Source organism: Pedobacter sp. W3I1, assembly GCF_030816015.1.
In the GTDB taxonomy this organism is placed as follows: Bacteria; Bacteroidota; Bacteroidia; order Sphingobacteriales; family Sphingobacteriaceae; genus Pedobacter.
In genome coordinates, this window is sequence record NZ_JAUSXN010000001.1 from 1613634 (window position 1) to 1639943 (window position 26310).

At 37.3% G+C, this 26310-nt stretch carries 20 protein-coding genes; 13 read left to right on the plus strand and 7 right to left on the minus strand.

The window, feature by feature from the left end:
* Nucleotides 1-2: 2 nt before the first annotated feature.
* The 4 genes from QF042_RS06975 to QF042_RS06990 form a co-directional block, all read right to left on the minus strand.
* Nucleotides 3-665, minus strand: a complete 663-nt coding sequence (locus QF042_RS06975; RefSeq protein ID WP_307526644.1) for a hypothetical protein — start codon at nucleotides 663-665, stop codon at nucleotides 3-5.
* Between the two features lie 22 nt (nucleotides 666-687).
* Nucleotides 688-1170 carry a hypothetical protein gene (locus QF042_RS06980; protein WP_307526645.1) on the minus strand — a complete coding sequence of 161 codons (483 nt, stop codon included), beginning with the start codon at nucleotides 1168-1170 and terminating at the stop codon, nucleotides 688-690.
* Nucleotides 1171-1433: 263 nt separating this feature from the next.
* A complete protein-coding gene (locus QF042_RS06985; protein ID WP_307526647.1) occupies nucleotides 1434-2180 on the minus strand; it encodes a YdcF family protein in 747 nt (248 codons plus the stop codon).
* Nucleotides 2181-2275: 95 nt separating this feature from the next.
* On the minus strand, nucleotides 2276-2641 hold the full coding sequence (locus QF042_RS06990) for a YtxH domain-containing protein (protein WP_307526649.1): 366 nt from the start codon (nucleotides 2639-2641) through the stop codon (nucleotides 2276-2278).
* 178 nt (nucleotides 2642-2819) lie between these two features.
* Here QF042_RS06990 and QF042_RS06995 point away from each other — a divergent pair, with 178 nt between their 5' ends.
* The 4 genes from QF042_RS06995 (at nucleotide 2820) to QF042_RS07010 (ending at nucleotide 8532) form a co-directional block, all read left to right on the plus strand.
* Nucleotides 2820-3200, plus strand: a complete 381-nt coding sequence (locus tag QF042_RS06995) for an OsmC family protein (RefSeq protein WP_307526651.1) — start codon at nucleotides 2820-2822, stop codon at nucleotides 3198-3200.
* A gap of 92 nt (nucleotides 3201-3292) precedes the next feature.
* A complete protein-coding gene (locus tag QF042_RS07000; RefSeq protein WP_307526654.1) occupies nucleotides 3293-4546 on the plus strand; it encodes a DUF2130 domain-containing protein in 1254 nt (417 codons plus the stop codon).
* Nucleotides 4547-5088: 542 nt separating this feature from the next.
* Nucleotides 5089-7233 carry a glycoside hydrolase family 97 protein gene (locus QF042_RS07005; protein WP_307526655.1) on the plus strand — a complete coding sequence of 715 codons (2145 nt, stop codon included), beginning with the start codon at nucleotides 5089-5091 and terminating at the stop codon, nucleotides 7231-7233.
* An 822-nt stretch (nucleotides 7234-8055) separates the two neighbouring features.
* Nucleotides 8056-8532: an acyl-CoA thioesterase gene (locus QF042_RS07010; protein WP_230149642.1), complete on the plus strand. Its 477-nt coding sequence runs from the start codon at nucleotides 8056-8058 to the stop codon at nucleotides 8530-8532.
* Between the two features lie 118 nt (nucleotides 8533-8650).
* Here QF042_RS07010 and QF042_RS07015 read toward each other — a convergent pair whose 3' ends face one another.
* From QF042_RS07015 to QF042_RS07025, 3 genes are all read right to left on the minus strand, one after another.
* Nucleotides 8651-10402 carry an ATP-binding protein gene (locus QF042_RS07015; protein ID WP_307526659.1) on the minus strand — a complete coding sequence of 584 codons (1752 nt, stop codon included), beginning with the start codon at nucleotides 10400-10402 and terminating at the stop codon, nucleotides 8651-8653.
* Between the two features lie 498 nt (nucleotides 10403-10900).
* Entirely contained in the window at nucleotides 10901-11977 is a 1077-nt protein-coding gene (locus tag QF042_RS07020) for an IS110 family transposase (RefSeq protein WP_307525919.1), read from the minus strand.
* A 1041-nt stretch (nucleotides 11978-13018) separates the two neighbouring features.
* Nucleotides 13019-13540 (minus strand): NADPH-dependent FMN reductase, encoded by a 522-nt coding sequence (locus tag QF042_RS07025; RefSeq protein WP_307526661.1) that lies wholly within the window; start codon nucleotides 13538-13540, stop codon nucleotides 13019-13021.
* Nucleotides 13541-13720: 180 nt separating this feature from the next.
* Between QF042_RS07025 and QF042_RS07030 the strand changes: the two genes are divergently transcribed.
* The 9 genes from QF042_RS07030 to QF042_RS07070 all read left to right on the plus strand — a co-directional run bounded on the left by QF042_RS07030 (nucleotide 13721) and on the right by QF042_RS07070 (nucleotide 25952).
* Nucleotides 13721-14524 (plus strand): ParA family protein, encoded by an 804-nt coding sequence (locus QF042_RS07030; protein ID WP_055912555.1) that lies wholly within the window; start codon nucleotides 13721-13723, stop codon nucleotides 14522-14524.
* Nucleotides 14525-14531: 7 nt separating this feature from the next.
* Nucleotides 14532-15440, plus strand: coding sequence for a ParB/RepB/Spo0J family partition protein (locus tag QF042_RS07035; protein WP_307526666.1), 909 nt, complete (start codon nucleotides 14532-14534; stop codon nucleotides 15438-15440).
* Nucleotides 15440-16165, plus strand: coding sequence for a DUF5683 domain-containing protein (locus QF042_RS07040; protein WP_307526668.1), 726 nt, complete (start codon nucleotides 15440-15442; stop codon nucleotides 16163-16165). The genes QF042_RS07035 and QF042_RS07040 overlap by 1 nt, the downstream gene beginning before the upstream one ends.
* 250 nt (nucleotides 16166-16415) lie before the next feature.
* A complete protein-coding gene (dapB, locus tag QF042_RS07045; RefSeq protein WP_307526670.1) occupies nucleotides 16416-17150 on the plus strand; it encodes a 4-hydroxy-tetrahydrodipicolinate reductase in 735 nt (244 codons plus the stop codon).
* A 171-nt stretch (nucleotides 17151-17321) separates the two neighbouring features.
* Nucleotides 17322-18515, plus strand: coding sequence for a signal peptidase I (lepB, locus tag QF042_RS07050; RefSeq protein WP_307526672.1), 1194 nt, complete (start codon nucleotides 17322-17324; stop codon nucleotides 18513-18515).
* Between the two features lie 401 nt (nucleotides 18516-18916).
* Nucleotides 18917-22231, plus strand: a complete 3315-nt coding sequence (locus QF042_RS07055) for a SusC/RagA family TonB-linked outer membrane protein (protein ID WP_307526674.1) — start codon at nucleotides 18917-18919, stop codon at nucleotides 22229-22231.
* 52 nt (nucleotides 22232-22283) lie between these two features.
* Nucleotides 22284-23975, plus strand: coding sequence for a SusD/RagB family nutrient-binding outer membrane lipoprotein (locus QF042_RS07060; protein WP_307526676.1), 1692 nt, complete (start codon nucleotides 22284-22286; stop codon nucleotides 23973-23975).
* Between the two features lie 60 nt (nucleotides 23976-24035).
* Nucleotides 24036-24617 carry a redoxin domain-containing protein gene (locus QF042_RS07065; RefSeq protein WP_307526678.1) on the plus strand — a complete coding sequence of 194 codons (582 nt, stop codon included), beginning with the start codon at nucleotides 24036-24038 and terminating at the stop codon, nucleotides 24615-24617.
* A complete protein-coding gene (locus tag QF042_RS07070) occupies nucleotides 24618-25952 on the plus strand; it encodes a cytochrome c (protein WP_307526680.1) in 1335 nt (444 codons plus the stop codon).
* The last annotated feature ends 358 nt before the right edge of the window (nucleotides 25953-26310 follow it).

The following is a 26310-nucleotide window of genomic DNA, read 5'->3' on the forward strand; positions in this document are numbered from 1 at the left end:
CATTATTTACCTGATTCATAAAATCCTTTCGCTATAAATAGGTTAAAAATGATGTAAGAGATATTGTGCACACTCCACAAGCTAATGGCAAAATTTTGAAAACGCAATGTAAGTTCGTTGTATAATAGAAAAATGAAAAAATTTAAGGTAACAAAAATGCCAAGTCCGGTGATTATCCAAAAATCGCTGTTCGTAATTTTGGTAGCCGTGCTATCGTTTATTTTGAATAAGTAATATTGAAGCGTATAGAACAAAAGAAAAATGGCCTCGGTTGAGAGCAAACGGCTGCTTAATTTCCAATAATCAAAAAAGTGTTCGTAAAAAGTAAAATTGATGATGATGAAAACCGTAAAGCAGATAGGGATAATTTTCTTTATGGGCACTAAAAAAGATTGGTTTAACTGAATAAAAAATGCACAGAACAGATAAAAACGGATAACCGAGTGTAGGTTGTAGAGGAAATTATTAGAATTGTATGCTACAGGCAGCATACTCCTGAATTTCCAGATCAGATCTATTCCCAGGTTAATGATCAACGCTGCCCATACATAAAAAACAACCAGCTTGAGGCTAGCCGGTTGTTTTTTTATTAGCAGTACAGATATAGGGATTAATAACGCCCAGACTTCAGACCAATCAATAATAAATTGGAATATTTTAAGCATTTGAGATAAGCGTGTTAATTAATCAATTTATTGTAGCTGGCGGAGATGGATTGGTAACAATTGGAGTTTCATCGTCGTAAATTAATTCAACATCTCCTGTGTCAATTCTTTTAAACCGTTTAACATTGTAAAAAATGTGTCCGCGGTTAACATCTGGAACAAACACCAAATAGTCAGGTTTATCGCCGTTAGCATCAGGATTGTTAATCAACAATAAGATATCGGCAAGCGAAATGATATTATTGCTTAAAATAATCGGCCCGCTTAAATCTAAAGCACTGTTGTTGTAAATTTCCAACCTGTCGAAATAACTGCTGTACTGGTTGCTTGGTGCCATGTAACCATAAGCAATCAATTGCAAAGGTTTAGTTGGCTGGTCGGTTTCCGGGAAAAAATAACAAAATGCAAAATGATCAATACCTGGAGAGTTAAGGATTAATGCCTGGATAGAGCTGATTTCGTACTTTAACCAATAGAATTTTTGTGTTTGTTTTTCTGTGAGCATGTTTTTATCTAGATAAGTATTGCATAAAGATATACAATTGTGTAAATAAAAACATTCTTAGAAAGTAATTTTTAAAATACTTTTATAGATTTTTTATGTTTGATGATGTTTATACAGCTTTATAAATCAAAGAGTTGACCTGTATTTGTGTTTTGATTACTGTTTATATTGTGCAATTATATAGCTGCATGGAATTATAATCGGGTTCCATTATTATCAATTTCAGCAATTAATAGCACAAGCTACTAGTCGATTTGTGCAGATTAACCCCTTATCCGGTCTACAGCCAAGCCAATCCATTCTCTGAATAACATTTCCCATGCTTCTAATGCGCTGGCACTTGGGATAACGAAATCACTGAATTGAAATTCAGTATTTCCGGAAAAATTGGTTGGGTAATATTCAATTTTCTGTTTGGCCTGTTTATCAAAAATTAGTTTTGCCCTTGGGATGTGCCATGCACTGGTAATCACCAGAATTTTAGCTGTAGGGTTGATTTTGGTGATGAGTGCTAAGCTGTTCCTGGCATTTTCGATCGTATTTCTGCTGTGATTTTCAATCAGGACTGCAGAATCAGGAATACCGATCAGTTTTAAGTATTTGAAGGCTAAGTCAGCTTCTTTTACTTGTCGGTCTATTAAATTTGCATTTCCACTACTAAGCAAGATCTGCTTAATCTGTCCTTTTTTATAAAGTGCGATTGTTTGGAACAATCTATCTCCTGCCCAATTAAAAGCAATTTCATTATTCCGTTTATTTAAACCCGAAAAACCTCCAAGAACTATTCCAATGTCGTATTTCCCTGTTTTCGGATAACTGGCTTCGTAACTGTTCATTATTTTTCCAACAATAAAGCCATTAGAGAAAAGGAACAAAATAATCACAGCACTGATTAAATATCTTTTCCTTTGTTTAGGTTGTTTAGATGCAATTGCAAAAATCAAAAGCGCAAAAACCCATACTATTGGTTTAATGAGGAAAAGCAAAATCTTCGAGAGGATAAAAATCATATACCGATATTATCCTGTAAAACTAAGAAATTGTTTAAACGGTAAAGGGTTTTGGCATGTTAATTAATGCATGCCAATAACCAGTCACCTTTATTTTATCCTTGCCCTTCCTGTACCTGAGTATTTTCGTGCGCATTTTGTAAAAGTTCCTGCACATCCGATTTGCGTTTTTTAGCAACAGTATGTTTAAAGTGTGGCACTTCATGCTCAACAATATCTTCTTCGATAGCTTCAACACCGAAAACCTTCTCTTTTAAAAGATTGTATTTGTCCTGGAATCCATAACGAAGATTTCTGGCACCGCCTGCAATTTTTCCCCGCGTACCTGCTCCACTATCGGGAGCAAATAAAATACTAATTACTGCGCCCGCCGCTAAACCAGCCACTAAAGCAAGTGCTATTTTTGCACTGTTATCCGATTCGTGCTTGAAATATTTTCCGATTAACTTTCTGTAGTTCATGATCATGTGATTTTATAACTCAACAATTAGCCTGTAATAATGTTTGATGTTTTTTGTTTAGAAAGTAGTAGCAATGGCTCTTTGCTAAAGCAGTTCCTCATTCATTTTCAAAAAAAGACCAGACTTTTACCTAAGTTTAAAGTTAAAGCACAATATTTGGGATACTAAATCAATTTACATGGTAAAAGCAACAATAAATAAGGAGCATTATGCGTGTTCAGTAAGCAATGGTTCTCATGATATAATAGTAGACGAACCTTTAGAATTAGGTGGAACACATAAAGGTTTTGCCCCCAAAGGATTATTAATGGCTTCTTTAGCATCATGTGTCGCCATTACCTTAAGAATGTATGCCGATAGAAAAGAATGGCCTATTGATAAAATTGAGGTGGAAGTAAACATTGATACCGAAAATGGCGAGACTATATTTTTTGAAGAAATTACCTGTACAGGAGTACTTACCGAGGACCAAAAAATCAGATTGGAAGAAATTGCAGCGAAATGCCCGGTAAGTAAAATTTTAGCCTCCGGTCACGAAATCAGATCGAAGGTGCTTTAATGGTAACGGTGTAAAACTCGTTTGTACATTCATAAAAAGCTTTAATATCTTTGTCGTAACCCAAGCGTTCGCTGTGGTAAAAAAATAATTGTATGCCTACCGAAATAAAATGCCCCAACTGTGCCCATGTTTTTCCGATGGAAGAAGCCATGGCCGAAGATTATAAGAAAGAGTTACGTGAGAAAGCGGCTGCTTACGCAAGGCAGAAGGATGAAGAATATCAACGTAAACTGCAGGTTTTTGAGTCAGAAAAACAGCTGCAGTTAAAAGCTTTTGAAGCTAAACTTGCCGAAGAGAAAAATAAGCTTAAAGATGATCTCGAGGAAAACCTGCGTAAAAGTATTTCGGCCGATTTTGAAACCAAGCTGCAAATGCTGGAAGGTAATGCGAAAGATAATGCCGAAAAACTAAAGCTGGCCCGTGAAAAAGAACTGGAGTTTTTACGTCGCGAAGAAAGCCTTAAGGTGAAAGAAGAAGAAATGGAACTTGCTTTTCAACGTAAAATGCAAGAGCAGCGTAATGAGCTGGTAGAGCAGATTCGTAAACAAGAGGCAGAAAAAAATAGCATTAAAGATACTGAACACCAGCTGCGTTTAAAGGAATTAGAAAAACAGCTCGACGACCAGAAAAAATTGGCTGAAGAAATGAAACGCAAAGCCGAGCAGGGTAGTATGCAATTGCAGGGCGAGGTGCAGGAATTGATCCTGGAAGAACTGCTCCGTACCAATTATCCTTTCGATTTAATTGAAGAAGTTGGTAAAGGAGTGCGTGGTGCAGACTGTGTACAAGTGGTGCGTAATCAATTCGGGCAGGAATGTGGTAAAATTATTTACGAAAGCAAGCGTACCAAAGATTTTGGAGGCGACTGGATCGAGAAACTGAAGAAAGATATGCGTAACATGGGCATTGATGTTGCAGTAATTGTGAGTCAATGTTATCCAAAAGGCATGGATTGTTTCGGGCAACGCGATGGGATTTGGATCTGTTCTTTTGAAGAAGTAAATGCCGTAGCCTATGTATTGCGTGAAGGTATTTTGCGTTTGGCAGGCGCAGTAAAATCGCAGGAAAACCGCGGCGAAAAAATGCACATGCTTTACGATTATTTGATGGGAGCAGAGTTTTCTGAACAATGGAAAGCCATTAGAGAAGGTTTTATGAGCATGAAACTATCCATACAACGCGAACGTGATGCGATGGAGCGTTTATGGAAGGCACGAGAAAAACAATTGGAGAAAGTATTGTTAAATGCGACACATATCCGTGGTTCTATAGAAGGAATTGCAGGTAGCGATAGCGTGCAGTTAAGCTTAACCGATGACGACGATGATACTTTGCTTTTAGAGTAACTAACAGTATCATCATCCTGTCCCGATTTTAATATATCAAATCGTCATCCTGAACTTGTTTCAGGATCTATTTAACAAGGCAAACTGCTAACCGCCAATGGTTAACTGCAAACTAATTTGGGCGTTACCCAATCCCGTAAAATACGGGAAAGGGTCGGGCTTTTCAGGGCTACGCTTCGCTCCGGTACCGATGAAAACCTGTGAAACAAGCAAGCATACCGTAATTAAATAAAAACAGATGCTTAATCGGTACTGAACCCTTACAATCCATAACGCGAAGGTATTGCGTGACTAGACCTCGCAGGTTTTTAAACGGCTCAACTCTCAATGAGGCCATTAAAAATAATATTAACTTCCGCCGCGGTTCGTGTCTTCACGGACCGAAACATAGTAAAGTAGAAATACTTTTGTATCAGGTTATACCGGATTAGGATCTAATTAAATATAAATTGTATTTAATTAAATGCGTTTTTATATTAGAGAAACCAAAACCTGCAAGTTCTAATGTATATAAATAGTAATAACAAAAAATAAATGATAACATGAATAAGAAACCTAACCAATCCTTTAACCGCTTTAAAATCCTTATTTTAATATGCACTTTGCTATTTTTTGGCGAAGCTTTCGGGAACGTTCCCGAAAAGGATTTGAAGTCGCCGGACGGCAATCTGGTGGCCAGCTTTGCTTTAGCTGAAGGGGGAGTACCTACCTATAACTTAAAGTACAAAGGAAAAGTCGTTATTAAAACCAGCAAGCTGGGGCTTGAACTTAAAGATGGTAAATCTTTAACCAACGGTTTCACAATAACCGATACCAAAACCAGTACTTTTAACGAAACCTGGAAACCGGTTTGGGGCGAGGTAAAAGAAATTGTAAATCATTATAACGAACTGGCAGTAACCCTAACCCAAAAAGAAAGCAACCGTTATATTATTGTGCGTTTTCGCCTGTTTAACGATGGTTTGGGTTTTAGATACGAATTTCCAGAGCAAAAAAACTTAGATTATTTCATCATTAAAGAAGAGAAAACGCAGTTTGCCTTAGCCGGCGACCATAAAGCATTTTGGCTTCCCGGCGATTACGATACACAGGAATATAGTACAGTAACCTCAAACTTATCAGAAGTACGTGGCAAAATGAAAGCTGCTGTAACACCAAATGCATCGCAAACTACTTTTTCACCAACAGGTTTACAAACCCCGTTGATGATGAAGAGCAAAGATGGTTTGTATATTAATATCCATGAAGCGGCGTTGATTAATTATTCTTTAATGTCGTTAAATCTTGATGACAAAAACATGGTCTTGGAATCATGGTTAACGCCTGATGCAGTTGGCGGTAAAGGTTATATGCAGGCGCCATGTTTATCTCCCTGGAGAACCATTATGGTGAGCGATAAAGCAGGTGATATTTTGACCTCAAAATTAACCTATAACTTAAACGAGCCAACAAAATTTAAAGATGTATCGTGGATAAAACCTACAAAATATGTTGGTGTTTGGTGGGAAATGATAACGGGAAAAAGCACCTGGGCCTACAATGATTTAACCAGCGTGCAATTGGGTGTGACCGATTATGCCAAAACGAAACCTAATGGAAAACACGCTGCAAATACCGCACACGTAAAAGAATATATCGATTTTGCTGCTAAGAATGGCTTAGATGCGGTTTTGGTTGAAGGCTGGAACGAGGGTTGGGAAGATTGGTTTGGTAAAACAAAAGATTATGTATTTGATTTTGTAACGCCCTATCCCGATTTTGATGTAAAAGAATTGCATCGTTACGCTGCAAGCAAAGGCATTAAAATGATTATGCACCACGAAACTTCTTCGTCTGTACGTAATTATGAGCGCCATTTAGATACTGCTTACAAATTTATGAAAGCCAATGGTTATGATGCCGTTAAAAGCGGTTATGTAGGTAATATGATTCCAAGAGGAGAGCATCATTATGGACAATGGTTAAACAATCATTACCTGTATGCCATCCAAAAAGCAGCTGAATACAAAATTATGGTGAATGCACATGAGGCTGTTCGCCCTACCGGCTTGGCGCGTACTTACCCGAACTTAATTGGAAACGAATCGGCAAGGGGAACCGAATATGAAGCCTTTGGCGGTAACAATGCCGATCATACTACGATTTTGCCCTTTACACGTTTAATTGGTGGCCCGATGGATTATACGCCTGGTATTTTTGAAACTAAAGTAAGCGTTTACAATCCCGAAAATACTTCTTTTGTGCACAGCACACTGGCCCGCCAGTTGGCGCTTTATGTTACTATGTATAGCCCGCTGCAAATGGCTGCCGATTTACCAGAAACGTATAACAAATACATGGATGCTTTTCAGTTTATTAAAGATGTAGCTGTAGATTGGGACGATACCAAAGTTTTAGAAGCAGAGCCTGGTGATTATATCACTTTTGCACGTAAGGCGAAAGGTAAAAACAACTGGTTTGTTGGCCGCACCAATGATGAGGTGGCCCGAACCTCTAAAATCGATTTTAGCTTTTTAGATCCTGGTAAAAAATATACGGCAACCATTTATGCTGATGCAAAGGATGCACATTATGAAACGAACCCTAAAGCCTATATCATTCGCAAAATGGAGGTAACCAACAAAACTAAATTAGCCCAATATTGCGCACCAGGTGGAGGATATGCAATTAGTATTATGGCAAAATAATTTTGTGTTTCGAAATTGATGTTGTGTCAGTTGTTCCCAACTGACACAACGTTATTTATCAGTCAGATGGTAACATCTCACTGCACGCTGAATCTAGTCGTAGCATCTTGCTACGACTTTTTTCGTGGCTGTTTTTTTGCCTCAGATAAACACGGATTGATACAGAAAAGTAGTTTCGTCATACTGAACTTGTTTCAGTATCTATCATGCTAGTTAGATCCTGAGATGAACTCAGGATGACGACAGCCGGTAAGTTTATTTCCCGCAGATTCGCAGATTAGCGCAGAAAAAATAAGCAATTTGCAGTAATCATCTTAATCTGCGGGAGCCGTTTTTGGCGCAGTTGTTATCAACTGATGCTAAGTTATCAATCAGCCAGATGGTAACATCTGACTGCACGGAAATTGCGCTTTCTCCGTTTCGTCATACTGAACTTGTTTCAGTATCTATCATGCTAGTTAGATCCTGAGATGAACTCAGGATGACGACAGCCGGTAAGTTTATTTCCAGCAGATTCGCAGATTAGCGCAGAAAAAATAAGCAATTTGCAATAATCATCTTAATCTGCGGGAGCCGTTTTTGGAGCCAGTTATTATCAACTGATGCTAAGTTTTCTATCAGCCAGATGGCAACATCTGACTGCACGGAAATAGAAAAAATAAGCAATCTGCGGTAGTCACCTTAAATCTGCAGGACTATTCTGGCGATTAAATTTGTCCAATCTCTCTTAACAGATCATAACAGCTGATTGCAAGAAAATATCTTATTTTATAATATCTTAGCAAAGACATTAAAACCAAGCAATTTTAACAGAACATTACCATGCCCAGAACCAAAAACCATATCGAACTTCAATTTTTAAGCGAACCCTCTGACGTTAATTATGGCGGTAAGGTACACGGGGGGATGATGATGAAATGGATTGATCAGGCTGCTTTTGCCTGTGCTTTACAATGGAGCCAAACCTATTGTGTAACGGTTTATGTTGGTGGAATCAGGTTTTTTCACCCGGTTCATATCGGGCATTTGGTTAAAATGGAAGCACGGATCATTTATACCGGTAAAACCAGTATGCATATTGCCGTTGATGCTTTTTCAAAACCCGTAGGGCAAGCCGATTTTGTGAAAAATACACATTGTATTATTGTTTTTGTTGCAGTAGATGACGATGGACAACCGAAGGGAATCCCCGCCTTTAAACCCAAAACCGAAAAAGAAATTGCCATGCATGGTTACGCGATTAAATTAATGGAATTGCGCAAAAGCATTGATAAGGAAATGGAGCCGTATATCGTATAGCGCTGGGCGGGTGGAGTTTGGCGGTGCCGTTTTCCATCATTCATTTGCTATCTTACAACTTTTCTCTGTGTCCTCTGCGTAAAACTTTGTGCCCTTTGCGGTTAAAAGGAAATAGGATCTACTCTACAACCGGCAAACTAAAACAAAACTTACTGCCTTCACCAATGGCACTTATTACCCATATTTTTCCATTTTCGGCTTCGATAAAATCTTTAGAAATGGCCAGACCCAATCCGGAGCCCGATTTATTCTGACCATCAGTTGGTACCTGGAAATACCTGTCGAATAATCTTTTTTGGTATTTTTCGTCAATACCTTTGCCAAAATCACGTACTGAAAACTCGATAAAATTGTCTTTTTGAAAAACATCAATGATTACTTTCGATTTTTCGGAACTGTACCGCAATGCATTCGATAAAAAGTTAACCAGTACCCAGGCTGTTTTCTGGATATCGGCATTCACATTCGGCAAGTTCTGATTGCAGTTAAGCACCAGTTGAATTGATTTTTGTTCAGCCTGAAATCTAACGGCATCAACTGCATAACTTACAATTTCTTCGGGTTTGGTGATGGCAAAAGTGAGTTTTAAATTACCGGTTTCTGCCTGTGAGAGATCTAAAAGTTCGCTGGTGATTTTCAGCAGCCGGTCGCTATCTTCCTTGATGTGGTTGAGCAACTCGTGCTGTTCTTCGTTCATACCACCCACACGTTCATCATTAAGCAATTTCAAGCTCATTTTAATAGACGATAGTGGTGTTTTTAACTCGTGCGAAACGGTAGCGATAAAATTTGTTTTGGCTTCATCAAGCTCTTTAAACTGGGTAATATTCTTTAAGGTATAAACGCTTCCTGCAGATTTAGACGAGGCAATTAATGTGCTTTCGTTCTGCTCTTCATAATTTGGGATGATGATTTCACGGTTTTCCAACAGGAAATAAGATTCTTTATCATCAGCATAAATTTTTAAGGTATTATCAGCTGTTTCCGGTTTAATGATTCGTTTAAGTAGTTCATTCTTTTGCACGAGTTCGGCCACGTTCTGACCAACAACCTTATCCTCATCAAGGCTCATTAGTTTTGCAGCCAGATGATTTAGAAAGAGTACTTCTCCTTTTTCATTTAAGCCGATTATGGCGTCCTGCATTTGTGCAATAATGGCTTCGATACGCGATTTTTCGGATTTAATTTTAGATAAGTTGCTGTTTTCCCATTCGTTTAGTTTAACCACCATTCCATTAAAGGAGTCTGCCAGTTCTGTAAACTCATCGTCGTTTTCGAAATGCAGGCGCTGTTTATAGTTTTTTCGACTGATTTGCTTAATGGCTGCACTAAATTCGGCAAGGGGGTTAGCTACAAAACCTGGAAAATTTACAATGAAGGTAAAGAGGATAATAAAACTCAGGGTCGCTGCAATCATAATATACAGGTTTGCGCTCGATGAGGTTTCGTTAGCCAGTTCATTTTTATCGTAAATGGCCTTCATATTTAACTCTTCGATATTTCGCAATGCAATACGCAAATTTTTGATGCTATTTTCTTTAATGGATAACGATTGTGCGTTGTTCAGCACGTTAAAAGCCATTCCTAATTTCTGGAAAGCCACTTTTTCGCCAGGCTCGGTAATGTTTAAACCCTCATTTTTTAGGTTTTCCCTAAATACAGCCAGTTGTGTGCGGCTTAATGGAAAAGGGTGCTGGTCGATTACATTGCGCATGGCAGCAACATATTTCAGCGATTTGTAGTTGTCTTTAAGAATTACCTTCGATTTATCGGAAAGCTCATTTAAGTAAAAGAGCGCGATTAATCCGAAGGATAAAACGATTATAAAGAGAAACCCGAATCCGAGGCGGAGCTTGGTCTTGATTTTCATGTATATGTTTAGTTTAACCGCAAAGGGAGCAAAGTTTTTCGCTAAGAACGCAAAGCAGTTTTTCTCTTTGTGGTTTTGCAGTAAAAATAGGTTATAATTAAATCTGTTTCTTGATTAACTAAATTACATCACAACTCGTTAAATAAATAGCATCTGTTTGGCCTATAACCAATAGCTGTGCCAGTAGGTTGAGGTTTTATTTAAGTTGTTGTTTTTTAGCTGGATATGAAATTTTTGTGATTGTTTTATGCAAAAAACCTTTTCATTTTGGAAGGGTTTTTATCATTTTGAACCATTGCTGCTGAAGGTTTAATGCGCTGTTTTACGTTCCTAAACCTGATTGTAATGGAAAGCCCGTAAGCGAGGTACGAGTGCGGACTTGTAATGAAAAGGTACTGTCTTTAAAAGCAAATAAAAGTTGATAAAAATTTAGCTTCTGAGAAGCATTAACTTAAATGCCTTCCATTTGTAAAACAGCACAATAACTTTACCTTTGTTTTAGTGAAAACTTCCATCTGGAATTTTATCATGTGTAGCTCTGGATTTTTCTGGAGCTATTATTTTTTCTAAATAATTGAATTGAGGATTGTATCTCTGCTCATTTTTCCAAAGATGGTACATCATTACCAATAGTTTCTTTTGCACGGCAACATAGCCCTTCATTTTAAATCCTGTTCGCTCAACAACTCTTTCATAAAGACTTTTAAATTGCGGCTGGTCATCCCTTACCGCACAAAATGCTGGCATAAACAGAATTCTTCTGATCCGGGAATTCCCCTTTTTTGATATTTTTGTTTTTCCTATATGTTTGCCCGATTGGTTTTCTATCACATCGTAACCTGAGTATTTTACCAAGGATGCCGAATTTTTAAACAATGTAAAGCCATTAGTTTCAGCTACGATTACGCAAAAAGATAGCAGGTTAATTCCTTTTATTGCCGTAATGTTTTCATAGTGAAGATTTAAGACCTTGTCTGTTTTAACAAGCTTTCCCATTGCCTTTTCCATTTCTGCTACTTGTTGCTCAAGCAGTTTTATCGTTTTGTTCAGCTGCTTTATAACTTCCCTGCTTTGGAACTGGGCATGGGTCAGTGCCTCAAGCTGGTTACCGATAACATTGATGGTCTCTTTTAGGTTTTGATGCTGACGGGTATAGTGTCTGAGTTCATACAATTTCTCACTTCCTGGTGTCCAAGGTTCCAGGTTCTTTTCTGCACCAATCTTAGCAAGGCCGCGGGCATCTATACTGTCATTTTTAGAGTTTGCTCCGTCTGCCTGTAAGTACTTCTTAGCTTTGTTTGGCAATAAAATACTTAACACTAAGCCTTTGGAATGCAGAAACCATGCAAGTTGTTCATGGTACACGCCAGTGGCTTCCATTACGATGCGCAGGGGCAACTCTTCTTTCTGGTGCTGTTTGATCCATGCCAAAAACTCTTTAAAACCGCCAGGGCTGTTAGATAACTTACGGCTGGATTTTACAGTTACTTTCTGGCTACTGTCTATGACCGACAAACAGCAATGAAAATCTTTTTTTGATACATCAATTCCGATGGAATACTTTAAGTTCATCATACCTTTATTATTTAGATAGAATAATCAATAATCTCTCTTAGTTTTTGCTCATGATATAGATGATCCAAATACAGCGAAATGGTCAATAGGTACTGTTCAAACTTTAAGAAATAAAAAAGGGAGGGTTATCCTTTTACATCGACATCGATGAATTCTCGTGTCTAGCGGGACTACAAGTTTTTCTCCCTCTTTTGATTATTTTTATTATAAAGGTAAAGATATGAGCAGGACTGACGCTCCTATGAAATGCAGGCTGGGCTTTTCAAAAGAAGAATAGAGCTTTATTTTTTTGGAAAGCAGGTTTGGTAATATTTAGGCTGGTGCAGTCCCGCTGTACGCTTTACTGCGTGCCCGCTTCCATCGGGTTTAGGTGGCGCGGTCTGTACCTTGATTTAGGGTTGCAGGTCGCTAAAAATGAAATTTCTTATTTAAGTTGGGTTGTTTTAAAGGTCATGGCGCTACTTTTTGTTCTTAAACCCGGTTGCAGCGGATACCGGCCTGGTGATTAAGGCCTGCAGGTGTATGAGCGGAAGACGGGACTAACGATCCTATGAAACACAGGTTTTGCTTTTCAAAAAAAGAATAGGTTTTTGTTTTTTTGGAAAGCAGTTTTGGTAGTTATTTAGGTTAATGTAGTCCCACTGTCCGCTTTACTGCGTGCCGCTTCCATCGGGTTTAGGTGGCGCGGTCTGTACCTTGATTTAGGGTTGCAGGGTGCTAAAAATGAAACTTTCTTATTAAAGGGAGTAGTTTTAAGGTTATGGCGCTACTTTTTGTTACTAAACCCGGTTGCAGCGGATACCGGCCTTGTGATTAAGGCCTGAAGGCGTATGAGCGGAAGACGGGACTAACGCTGCCATGAAACACAGGTTTTGCTTTTCAAAAGAATAATGGGTTTTTATTTTTTTGGAAAGCAGTTTTTGAAGCATTTAGGATAATGCAGTCCTGCTGTCCGCTTTACTGCGTGCCGCTTCCATCAGGTTTAGGTGGCGCGGTTTGTACCATGATTTAGGGTTGCAGGGAGCATAAAATGAATAATTTCTAGAATTTAATAAATTTCTCTATCTGCTCGGTGGTGAACCTGATGGTATCTGCTTGGGTAAAGTTACCCTCTGCATCTAACTCGGTTTTAATATTCGGAATGTGCAAACGTAAGGGTAAAATATGCAGGTGAATGTAATGACAAACGCCTGTAAAATGATCTACACCACGGATATTACCGTATTTGCCAGAAGAAATACCAACCAGGGCTGCTTTTTTATCATAAAAACTATCCGGAAAATTACAGGCGTCTATTAACACTTTTAATACCCCCGGGTAGCTTCCATTGTACTCTGGCATAATAAACAAAAACTTTTCGGTATTATTAATCATGTTCTGGATTTCCTGAAAAGCTTCCGATCTTTTGCCATACATATCCGTATTCAAAATATCTATGGGCAGGTGCTCCAGGCTGAACAAACTGGCATCAGCTCCTTTTTCTTTTAGTTGCCTTTGGTAATATTTAGCAACTTTTAGCGTATTGCTATTGGGCCTGTTGGTAGCGGCTATAATTGTGATCATGGATAATTGTTAATAAGATGTGTAAAACCCAAATGCGCTTCTTGCTAAAATTGCCATATAGTTTGTATCTTAGCTGATTGTGAAAAAGGCCGTAAACAACGCAAAAATAGAACTTTTTGCCAATTAAAACGCATAAATAACACAGCCCAAATAAACGTTAAGTAAATTTCGGATACATAGATGAGCAAAATTATTGCATTAGCAAATCAAAAAGGTGGTGTTGGTAAAACAACTTCATCTATAAACCTGGCTGCGAGTTTGGCCGTACTAGAATACAAAACTTTACTGGTAGATGCTGATCCTCAGGCAAATTCGACTTCTGGTATCGGTTTCGATCCCCGGAATATTAAAGATAGCATTTACGAGTGCATCATTAATGATATCGATCCTTTACAGGCCATCCAAAAAACGGATACCCCGAATTTAGATTTACTGCCTGCCCACATCGATCTGGTTGGTGCAGAAATTGAGATGATTAACCTGAATAACCGCGAGTATAAAATGAAAGCGGTTTTAGAGAAAATCAAAGACCAATATGATTTTATTATTATCGATTGTTCGCCATCTTTAGGTTTAATTACCATCAATGCTTTAACCGCTGCCGATTCGGTTATTATTCCTGTTCAGTGTGAGTATTTTGCGCTGGAAGGTTTAGGTAAATTACTAAATACGATAAAAATTGTTCAGAACCGTTTAAACCCTGATCTGGAAATTGAAGGTATTTTACTTACCATGTACGATGTGCGCTTACGTTTATCGAACCAGGTGGTAGAAGAGGTGAGAACGCATTTTCATGAATTGGTTTTTGATACCATTATCCAGCGTAATACACGTTTAAGCGAAGCGCCTAGTTATGGCGTTTCGGTAATTATGCACGATGCCAATTGCAAAGGTGCCATTAACTACCTGAACCTCGCCCGCGAAATTGTAAAGAAAAACGGCCTTTTAAAGGAAGAAGAAAACATAGGAACAGCAACTTTATAAATTATAGATGACATCTTTTCAGCGAAAAACAGGTTTAGGAAGAGGGTTAAGTGCGCTTTTAGATGATAGCGAATCTTCTCATCCGCCGAAACAGCAGGTAAATGCTGTTAGCGAAACTGAGCAGATTGGCAATATCAGTCACGTAAGTTTAACTGAAGTTGAAACCAATCCATATCAGCCACGTACCGAATTTGATCAGGTTGCTTTAAACGAGCTGGCCGATTCGATAAAGACACAGGGTTTGATCCAGCCGATTACGGTAAGGAAATTAGGTGCCAATAAATACCAGCTCATTTCGGGCGAGCGCAGGTTCAGGGCTTCGAAGCTAGCTGGTTTAACACAGATTCCTGCTTACATCCGCAGTGCCAACGACCAACAGATGTTGGAAATGGCCCTGATCGAAAATATTCAGCGCGAAAATTTAAATGCCATTGAAGTAGCATTGAGTTTCCAGCGGATGATTGATGAGGTAGGTTTAAAGCAAGAACAATTGGGAGAGCGTGTAGGTAAAAACCGGACAACAGTTACCAATTACCTGCGATTGTTAAAACTTCCGCCAGCTATTCAGGCTTCTATTCGCGATCAGAGAATTAGTATGGGGCACGCCAGGGCCTTAATTAATGTTGATGGTGTTGACAAACAATTGTTTATTCACCAGGAAATTTTAGAAAAAGGATTATCGGTACGCAAGGTAGAGGAGCTTGTACGTAATTTACAGCATGTACCTTTAAAAGCCGGCGAAAAATCGAAAGAAAAAGTGGTTTCTTTTCAATATCAAAAACTGCAGGACGATCTGGCCTCTAAATTCGCTACCCGTGTAAAGTTAAAAGTAAGTCAGAATGGTAAAGGGGCGATAGAAATTCCTTTTATGAGTGATGACGACTTAAACCGAATTTTAGAGTTATTAGACTGGTAATGCAAAAGACTAAGCTTTTAATACTGGTTGCTGCATTTACATTTTTTCTTGTAAACTTAGCCTCGGCGCAGGTTAAGGATACGGTATTAAAACCTGCTGATACTTCGAAAATTAAGTTATCTAAATCATTAGATACTGCGGCCCGAAAACCGATGACCAGAAAGGATTCGATGAAAGCCAAGTATGTTAATCCTGGTAAGGTTGCTGGTAGAAAAGCTGTTTTCAGATCAATGATTATTCCGGGTTGGGGGCAATTGTACAATATGCAGCTGCTTAACGATGGCTACGGTGCTAGAGCAGGAAAAAGTCAGTTTTTCCAGAAATTATACACCGGAGGTAAAATTGTGGCTATTTATGGCGGTATAACCGTGCTTACCATGTCGTACATTGAAAGTAGTAAACAATATGATTTAGCCTTAACTGAATTACAGTATCGCGACTCACATGGCGATCAGCCTGATCCTAACGGCCCTTTTGGGAGCCGTTATTCTACTACAGGCATAACCCAGCGTAAAGATACCTATAGAAGAAATAAACAAATTGTATTGTTCTCTTACGGTTTGGTTTATTTCGCCAATATAGTAGATGCCTATGTTGCAGCCCGTTTGCACTTCTTCAATATTGATGATAACCTTTCTTTTAAAGTAATGCCATCTATGATTAATACCAATTCCATATATGGTTTCAATGCAACACCTGCATTAAAAGTATCACTAACATTTTAATGTCGAAAAACGTCAGGGATATCAATATAGGTATTATATTTGAAATCGTGATGATTTGCTAATTAACTGCTATGATTACGAATAAAAATAAGAACAGAAACTGAAAAAAATATAAACAGATGAAACCATCATGATTTTTCAAACCACAATGGGATGAATAAATGGCTCAAGCCTTCTTGAACACCATAAAACATCTACATTGGTGAAAAATCTGATCGCTTCATCACTATTAAAACTAAACTATAAACAAATGAAACTTGCGCTTTTAGGATATGGTAAAATGGGGCAGATTATCGAAAAATTTGCAGTGGAACGTGGCCACGAAATTGTTTTAAAAATAACGATCGATAATCAGGAAGATTTAACCAGACAAAATTTAAAATCAGCTGATGTGGCCATCGATTTTAGTACGCCTGATTCGGTTTTAAAAAATATTGACGCCTGTTTTGATGCTAATGTGCCAATAGTAGTGGGTACAACCGGCTGGTATGGCAAACTCCAGGAAGTAAAAGACGATTGCAACAGCAGTAACAATACTTTGCTTTATGGGTCTAACTTTAGTATTGGTGTAAATTTATTCTTTAAGCTTAATCAAACTTTGGCAAAGCTGATGAATAACTATCCTGCCTACGAGGTACAGGTTGAGGAAATTCACCATACACAAAAATTGGATGCGCCAAGTGGAACAGCCATTACCCTTGCAGAAGGGATTGTAGATAACCTGGACAGAAAACAGGAGTGGTTAAATGAAGTGGTAGGAAGTGATGTTGAAATGTTTCCGAAAGCGGAACAATTGCTTATAGAATCGCATAGGATAGAAAATATTCCGGGCACACATACGGTAATTTACAGTAGCGAGGTAGATGAAATAGAAATTAAACATACCGCCCATAATAGAGCAGGTTTTGCTTTAGGTGCTGTAGTGGCTGCAGAGTGGCTAAAAGATAAAAAAGGATTTTTCAACATTACTGATATTTTTGAATAGAAGATAGTTTTCAGCTAACAATTGGCAGTTTTCAGTTAAGCGATTTGTTCGATTAACCGATTAACCAAAATTTAAAATAAATCTGTGAAATCACTCAATCTGTGAAATCACACCGAAGGATTACAGATAACAGGTAACCGATTAGTAAATCGCAAACCAAAAATAAGATATATGAATTATAAATTCTGGCAACGAAAAAAAGATGCCCCAAAGAAGAAAAAAACTAAAACCCGTGAGTGGGTCGATGCAATTGTTTTTGCTGTAGTTGCAGCAACTATTATCCGCGTATTTTTTATCGAGGCTTACACCATTCCATCTGGTTCGATGGAGAGATCATTACTGATTGGTGATTTCCTTTTTGTGAGTAAAGTTAATTACGGCGCGCGTATCCCGATGACTCCGGTTGCTTTTCCTTTCGCACACCATACTTTGCCTTTAACCACTTCTACCAAAGCTTATTGGGATGGTGTACAGTGGAAATATCACCGTTTACCAGGTTTATCTAAAATTAAAAGAAATGATGTAGTGGTATTTAACTTTCCTGAAGGAGATACTGTTGCAGTAGAAAACCAGGCAGAAAGTTATTATGCTTTAGAACGGAGCATGGGTCGGCAGCAAGTGAGAAGCATCTTTACCATAATAGACCGCCCGGTAGACAAACGTGAAAACTTTATTAAAAGATGTATAGGTATTCCGGGTGATGTAATTTCGATGAGCAATGGTATTGCCAATGTAAATGGCAAAAATGAGCCTTTAAAAAATACAGGTATGATGCCGTATCGCATCGAATTTAAAACCATGGACTTTAATTATGCAGCGCTTGATGAATTTAATTTAAACTTGGGCGGTGCACCGGCGGTGGCTGCCAATACCTATATTTTAGATGCTTCGCCAGAAATTGCTGAAAAACTGAAAACTTTCGATTTTGTAAAAACAGTAACATTAAGTCCTGATCCTGCCGGAGCTGTTCCAGGTGGTGTTTTTCCAAACGATCCAAACAGAGTTTGGAACAGGGATAACTTCGGGCCGATTAAAATCCCTTCTAAAGGATGGACCGTGAAAATCGATAGCAATACCATGCCGCTATATTACAGGGCAATCAGAACTTACGAAGGCAATAAAGTAGAGCAAAAAGCTGGGGTTTGGTATATTAATGACAAGGTAGCCACTACCTATACTTTTAAAATGGACTATTATTGGATGATGGGCGATAACCGCCATAATTCGGCCGATTCGCGCTATTGGGGTTTTGTACCCGAAGACCACATTGTAGGTAAAGCTTTATTTGTTTGGATGAGCTGGGACAGTACTGCCTCTTTATTACATAAAATAAGATGGAGCAGGTTGTTTATGGGAATCCATTAATCTTATACCGTATTTTTTTGAAAGAAAGCTTGCTTTATGCAGGCTTTTTTTTTGTGCCAAAACCACCTTTTTAAAAAAATTAAAAAGTTTTCATTGTTTATGTTTTTTTTTCATAAGTTTGTTGTAAACCAAATTAAACTAAGTAATTACGATTTTCAAAATAACCTGGCAGTGGGTTTATGATTTAGAAATAAACATTGCATTGCTATAGTTAGTCATTATTTTTAATAAACTATATTCCCTTTTACGAAGAGCACAATAAAAAAAGAGTAGGTAAGGCATATGCCTATTAACTTTAATTCCAAGCAATAATAACTTAAACTGAAATTTATGGCATAAAACAAACCAAACTAAAAATTAAACCAACTAATCATATTATTTAAAAACTAACAAAATAGGACATGAAGAAAATGTACTTTAAATTTTTGAGTCTGCTTTTATTTGCATTTTTTGCAATTGCAGCTCATGCACAAATTATAATTACCGGGACGGTAAAAGATGCGTCCGGGCCATTTCCAGGGGCAAATGTTTCTGTAAAAGGTACACAAAAATCAACCCAAACCGATGTAAATGGTAAATTTAGCATCAGTGCTTCAAGTAATGATATACTTGTTTTTTCTGCTGTTGGTTTCTTGCGTCAGGAAGTAACTGTGGGAAGCAACAAAAATTTCAATATTTCTTTAAAAGAGGATTCAAAATCTTTAGAGGAGGTTACTGTAACCACAGGCTTTGGTGTAAAACAACAGACTAGAAAGTTGAGTTACTCTATTCAAGAAGTAAAGGGCGAGGATTTAGTTAGGGCTAATGAACAGAACATTGTAAATGCATTACAAGGTAAAGTTGCCGGTGTGATGATCAATCAAGGTTCTGGTGGGCCACAATCGTCATCAAGAATCAGAATCAGGGGTAACTCATCTTTAAGTCCAAATACACAACCTTTAGTTGTCATCGATGGTGTTCTTATCCAACCTGGAGTAAGTGGAGCCGATTCTTACGGAAACAGCCCTCAAGATTTTGGAAATATAATGAAAAATCTAAATGCCGATGACTATGAGAGTATTACTGTTTTAAAAGGTGCTGCCGCAAGTTCGCTATATGGTTCGAGAGCACAAAATGGAGTACTTTTAATTACATCTAAAAAAGGTAAGGGTGGCCAAGGTTTAGGTATTTCATTTTCGCATACACAAACTATTGAAGAAGCATACAAAACAATGGATTTACAGAATGAATTTGGTGCGGGTATTAATCCAACTTTCTCAAAAGATGCTTCTGGTACGCCCATAATTGATGCAGCAAACTATTTTTGGAGCTTTGGCCCTCGTTTCGACGGAAGCCAGGTAAAAGATATTGACGGCAGAATGATTAGCTGGAATGCACAGCCAAACAATTTACTAGACGCATATAAATTAGGTAACTATAGCAATTCAAATTTGGCATTTCAAGGTGGCAATGAAACTGGAACATTCAGACTTTCCTATTCAAAATTATATAGTACAGGTATTTTGCCGAATAACAAATTCGACCGCGATGCTTTGGATTTTAGAGGTTCTCAAAAATTCGGAAAAATATTCGAAATAAACGCAGGTGTGAATTATACCATCAGTAATAGTTTTAACCCAATCAACCAATCAAACAATAATAATCCACTGTTTGCTCTTGTTTACGGTAATCCTAGAAGCTATGATACAAATTATTGGAAGAATAAATACATCGATCCTGTAAACGGAGGAGTATTAAGCGGTAACGACGATCCCTATGGCTTATCGCCTCTTTGGTTCAGTATTTACGAAACAAATGTGAGACAACGGGAGAATAATTTTAGAGGTAATATAGATGTTAAAGCAAATATAACACCTTGGTTAAATGCACTTGTTAGAGGAACATTGAACCAAATTAATATTACTGGAGAAACAAAAAATATTGGTAGCGGTGTGGGATTTGCAGGAGGAGAATATGCTTTAAGTCAATCGAATCAAAAAAGTAGCAGGTTGCAGTTTTTGTTGAACGGAAGTAAAAAGTTAAGTGATGATTTTGACTTCAATATGAGCTTAGGTGCTGAAACGACCAAAGATTTTGGTAACAACTATACCCGTACCCGGACAGATGGCGGATTAAAAGACCCAGGAAAATTCTTTATGGGCAACTCTGTAAATGCTGCTGTAACGGATACTCGCCTAGATGGTAGTCAAAGAACAGATGCTGTATATGGTTTTGGTGATTTGACCTATAAAAATATGCTAACCTTAAACTTTAGCGTAAGAAATGACTGGTCTTCAACTTTAACTTATCCTGACGGCCACGGTGATTACTCATACACTTACCCAGCTGTCGGTTTATCATATGTTTTCTCAGAATCTTTAAAAAATAAATCTGCTTTCGATTTCCTTTCTTACGGTAAATTAAGAGCTAACTTTGGATATACAGGATTAGGAACTAGTCCTTATGTTACAAGTGCAGGCAAATACCAGTTCTTAGGTACTTATACTGACGAAAATGGAAAACAGATGCCTAGATATGGCTATCCAGAATACACACTTGGAAATGATGCCCTTAAAAACGAATTAACAAAAGAGCTGGAGTTAGGTGCCGAATTGCGTTTCTTTAAAGATCGTTTAGGTATTGATTTCTCTTATTATAAAAAGAATACAAAAAATCAGATTTTATCTTTAGCGTTGCCTTCTGAATCAGGTGTTACAAAAAAACTGTTTAATGCGGGTAATATCCAAAATCAAGGTATTGAGATCTTGTTAACAGGTACACCTATCAAAACTAAAAACCTAGAATGGACAAGTTCAATTAACTTTGCAAGAAATAAGAATAAAATCATCGAATTGGCACCTGGAGTAGATTCTTATACTTTGGGTTATGCATTTGGTGCCGATATGACATCTGTTGCTATTGCTGGTCAAGAATATGGTAGCATTTACACAAGTTATGGTTATGCCTCTTATCAAGCAACTGATGCAGCAGGTAATAATATCGATAGCCCAAACAATGGTAAAAAATTATTAAAAGCAAATGGAAGTTACTTTAGAAGTGGGGATGCTGGACAGGGTAACAAGATTCTAGGCTCGATGATGGAAAAATTCAATGCAAGTTCAATCAATAACATCAGATTTAAAAACTTCAATTTAGGTTTCCAGATCGATGCTAAAGTTGGTGGCTTAATGGCATCAGGTACACATCAATATGGTACTAACTTTGGTGCTTTCGAAAGTACATTGTTTGGCCGTTCTGCAGATTTTGGTGGTTTGCCAAGAAAAGATGCTTCAGGCGCTGTAATTGCCAGTGATGGTATTATTCCTGATGGCGTATTTGCGAAAGGAACGATTATCAACAACATTAACGTTGGTGGATTAACTTTTCAGGAAGCAGCAGATAAAGGTTATGTACAACCAGTAAGTGCACGAATTTACTATGCGAGATTAACGCAGTGGTCTACAGGTATCAGGGAATATTCGACATTTGAAAATAGCTGGGTTGCACTGAGAGAAGTTTCATTAGGTTATACTTTACCAAAGAAATTTACCGATAAAATTAATTTCAAACAGGTTAATGTTGGTGTTACAGCAAGAAACCTGATGTATATATATAATAGCTTACCTGATCACTTAAACCCAGAAGGTTTATTTAATAACAGTGCAGGTGCTTTTGCAGAATATGGTGGTATGCCATATGTACGCACTTTCGCATTCTCAGTAAGGGCAGCATTATAATAATTAACAGTTAAAGAAATTGAAAATGAAAAAGACAAGTTATATAATTCTAATGCTTACAGCATTAATAGGAATTACCATATCATCATGTAAAAAAGATCAGTTTGTTCAATTAAACACTGATCCTTCTATTATTGATAAAATAACGCCGGAACAGCAATTTATGAATTCGGTTATCAACATGCATGGAGATCGATTTGAGGCTTACTATGATAATTTTAGAGCCATTATGCCATGGATGCAGATGTTGACCGCCTTAAACGGAAATAGTGTAACCTTTATATCGGATGCGGCTAGTTTCAGAAATGTTAGATATAATAATTTTTACCCTAAAGTTGGCGGAAATTTAACCGATATGGAAGAACTGGTAAAGAAAATGCCGGCAGAAGAGCAGGCAAAAAGGATTTATGAAATAGAAATAGCACATATTGTTAAAGCATATTATGCATTTTATGTATCAGATGTAAGTGGAAGTTTGCCTTATACAGATGCATTTATGGTAAGATATGGTGGCACTGAAACACCAAAGTACGATACGCAGGAAGCTTTATTTGAACTTTTGGACGCGCAACTTAAAAAATCAGCAACTACTTTGGGTACAACGCAAGCAGCTGCACAAGCTTCTTTAGGTGCAAACGATTTGTTTTTTCAGGGTAATGTTGCTAATTGGATAAAAGTTGCTAATTCTACCCGTTTACGTATCGCTATGCGTTTAATGAAAAGAGACGCTGTAAAAATGAAAGCTAAAGTTCTTGAAATTTTAGCTGCACCAGGCGGCTTAATTAATAGTGCAACAGATAGCTGGGTTTTCAAAGCCAATGCAACTTATGCAGATGGCGGAGATTGGTCGGCTGCTGGTTTAAGAGCACCAAAACCAGTTGTAGATTTCATGTACACAAATGGTGATCCAAGGATCAGATTTTTCTATCAGCAAAATACGTTTACTCAGGCTAATTTTGATGCTGCAAAAGCTCAAAATAAAATTGCGGCCTCAGCTACTTTTGATGCAAGAAGATTTTATGGTGTGCCAACCAGTCCTGATGTTTCAGCAGCTCCTGCATTTGCAAATTTCTTCAATAATATTACCATTTCTGTGGTAAATTCGACGGGACAAACTGTTAATCAGACAATGGATTCGTTATCGCTCATTCAGCCACGCTTATTTGCAGCAGGCGAGAATGGCGGAAAAGGCATAAATGCTTTTCCTTTAATTACCTATGCTGATGTTTGTTTTATGAGAGCTGAGTTAGCTGCCAGATCAGTAACGACAGAATCAGCTGAAGATTGGTACAATAAAGGTGTAAATGCTTCGATTGCATTTTATGATGACCTAGCTAATAAAGCACAGATTGTGGATAGAAGTGGAACTTTAAGTTATGTTGCCTCAACTCCTGCTGAAATTGCAGCTTATACAGCTAAAGCAGATATTAAATTTGATGCAACCAGAGCTTTAGATCAAATTATCGGTCAGGCATACCTAAATTTCTTTAAGCAACCTAATGAGGCTTGGGCACTATACAAAAGAACAGGAATGCCTAATTCTACGACAGTTTTAAAACTCGAAAAAATTATTGCGAGCGGGACAGAACAGGTAATTCCGAGAAGAGCGAGTTTAGCTTTCCCTGCTGTTACCAATTTAAATTATCAAAACATTGTAGCTGCTTATAAAATAATGCAGGCAGACCCTGACTTTGGTCAAGGTCCTGGTGATATTTTGGGTAGAGTATGGTGGGATAAAAAATAATAAAGAATCTTTATTTAAATTAGCAGAACTCCTAATCCAGATTAGGAGTTCTTTTGTATTATGAAATTGATAACAAGCATTGTTTGGCTACTTTTTTTTTCGTTAAGTCAAGTCTCTAGCCAGGCTCCACTGCCCAATAAACTACTTTGGGAGCAAATAAAAAACAGTAACCTTGTTAATGTAAAAAATAAAAAGGCTTTAATAGAAACAAAAATAAATACAGCTTTTGTTTTTTTATCGCCAGAATGCCCGCTTTGCAAAAACTATACTCCATTATTAAATGCGCTAGCTAAGCAGCACCCAGAAGTTAATATCATTGGAATTGTACCGGGTAAAAGTTATACTATTGATGAAATTAATTTGTTTGCCAAAAGTTACGATGCCCTTTTTGATATTTATTTGGATAAAAATAAATTACTAACCAATGTCCTTAAAGCAAAAATTACCCCCGAAGTAATTTTAATAGACCAAAAAGGTAATATCAGATACAGAGGATTAATTGATAACTGGCAGGCAAAACTTGGCGTAAAACGAAAGGTTGTTACTGAGCATTATCTGGATGATGCAATAAAGGATATCAATATTTCAAATTATAAATTTACACAGACTATACCTGTTGGATGTCTTATAAATGATCTGTAAATGCTAAATAAATTAATTACTATAATTGTATTTTGCTTTTTCTTTAAGTCTTCTTTTGGTCAGAAGATTACCTACTATGAGCATATTGCTCCAATAATCCGTAACAAATGTGCACCTTGTCACCGTCCGGGCGAAGCAGGTCCTTTTTCGTTGTTGACTTATGCTGATGTTGCAAAAAGAGTTTCATTTATCAGAGATGTTGTCGAATCGGGATTTATGCCTCCATGGAAGCCAGATAACCATTACCGGATGTTTGCAAATGACCGTTCTTTAACCAATCAAGAAAAGAAAACAATTATTAGTTGGATAGATAATAAGGCTCCAGAAGGAGTGAGCAAAAATAGCGAGCCTGAAACCGATAAGCTTATCTTAAGAACTCAATACACAAGGAAGCCGGATATTACACTGAAAGTTAAAAAAGCATTTGTTGTTAAGGGAGATAATGAAGAAAGGTTCATTGTATTTAAAATTCCATTCGAAATGACTACTTCAAGAAATGTCGCAGCAATGGAATTTGTTTCTGCCAATAAGAAAATCATCCACCATGCTAACTTTGCTATACATCCAGTAGCTGATGACATAGATATTAATCAGGCTGCAGATTTTGTAAATCTAACAGACGAGTCCAGAGTTAATTATGATCAATATTTGCCATTTAAAAAAGAAATGACATATTATGGTGGTTGGATACCTGGTACTTCCTTTGAGTTTTACCCTGCTGATTTAGGCTGGGTTATGCCCAAAAGAGGGGTTATATTGCTAACCATTCATTATGCCCCTCTTGCTAAAGATGAAGAAGATATATCGGGTATAAATCTGTTTTTTAAAGAAACGCCAATTAAACGAGTAGTAAATGTGGTGAGTTTAGGTTCTGGTGGAGTTGGGGAAAGTTCTATCGATCCTTATTTTATGATCCAAGCCGATTCAGTTAAAAAATTCAACCTTAAAATTTTAACTCCACAAGATCAATCTTTGTTGTATATATGGCCACATATGCATTTACTAGGTAAGAGCTTTAAATCTTATGCTGTTACACCTGCAGGTGATACAATTAAATTGATATCCATTCCCGCCTGGGATTTTAGGTGGCAAGAAATCTATCGCTTCAATAAGTTGATTAAAGTTCCTAAAGGATCGGTACTTACCATAGAAGGAACCTATGATAATACAAAGAATAATCCAAATAATCCCAATAACCCTCCAAAAATGGTGTTTTCTGCAAATGATATGAAATCTACTGATGAAATGCTTACTATGCTGCTGGTATTTCTAAAATATGAAGAAGGTGATGAAAATAAAAGCTTTGATATTTTAGAAAGCCGAAAAAATAATTAGAGGAATGACAAATAAAGCTGCTAACTGCAACAGGCTTCGTTGCCAAAATAGCCAATCAAAATAAAAATTGACTGTTGCTATATCTATTTTAGCGTAAATGTCTTAATTTATTACAGAACCTGGAGAATTTGGCTGTTCCAATTTATAAGATGTTTTTTCGAGGTACTTCAATTAAAATAGAATTAACGTCTCTAAGTAATTCTCAACTGTTTGCACTATAATTTTTTTTAAATCGAGTTTAAAAAAATCAATTTCTTTCCATCAAATTGATTTTTTGTAAAGTATAACTGCAAATTGCCTGTTTTATAAAATCTTTTTAATTTTTTTAAAAAGATTGCTTTTCTTTTCATTTTTTATA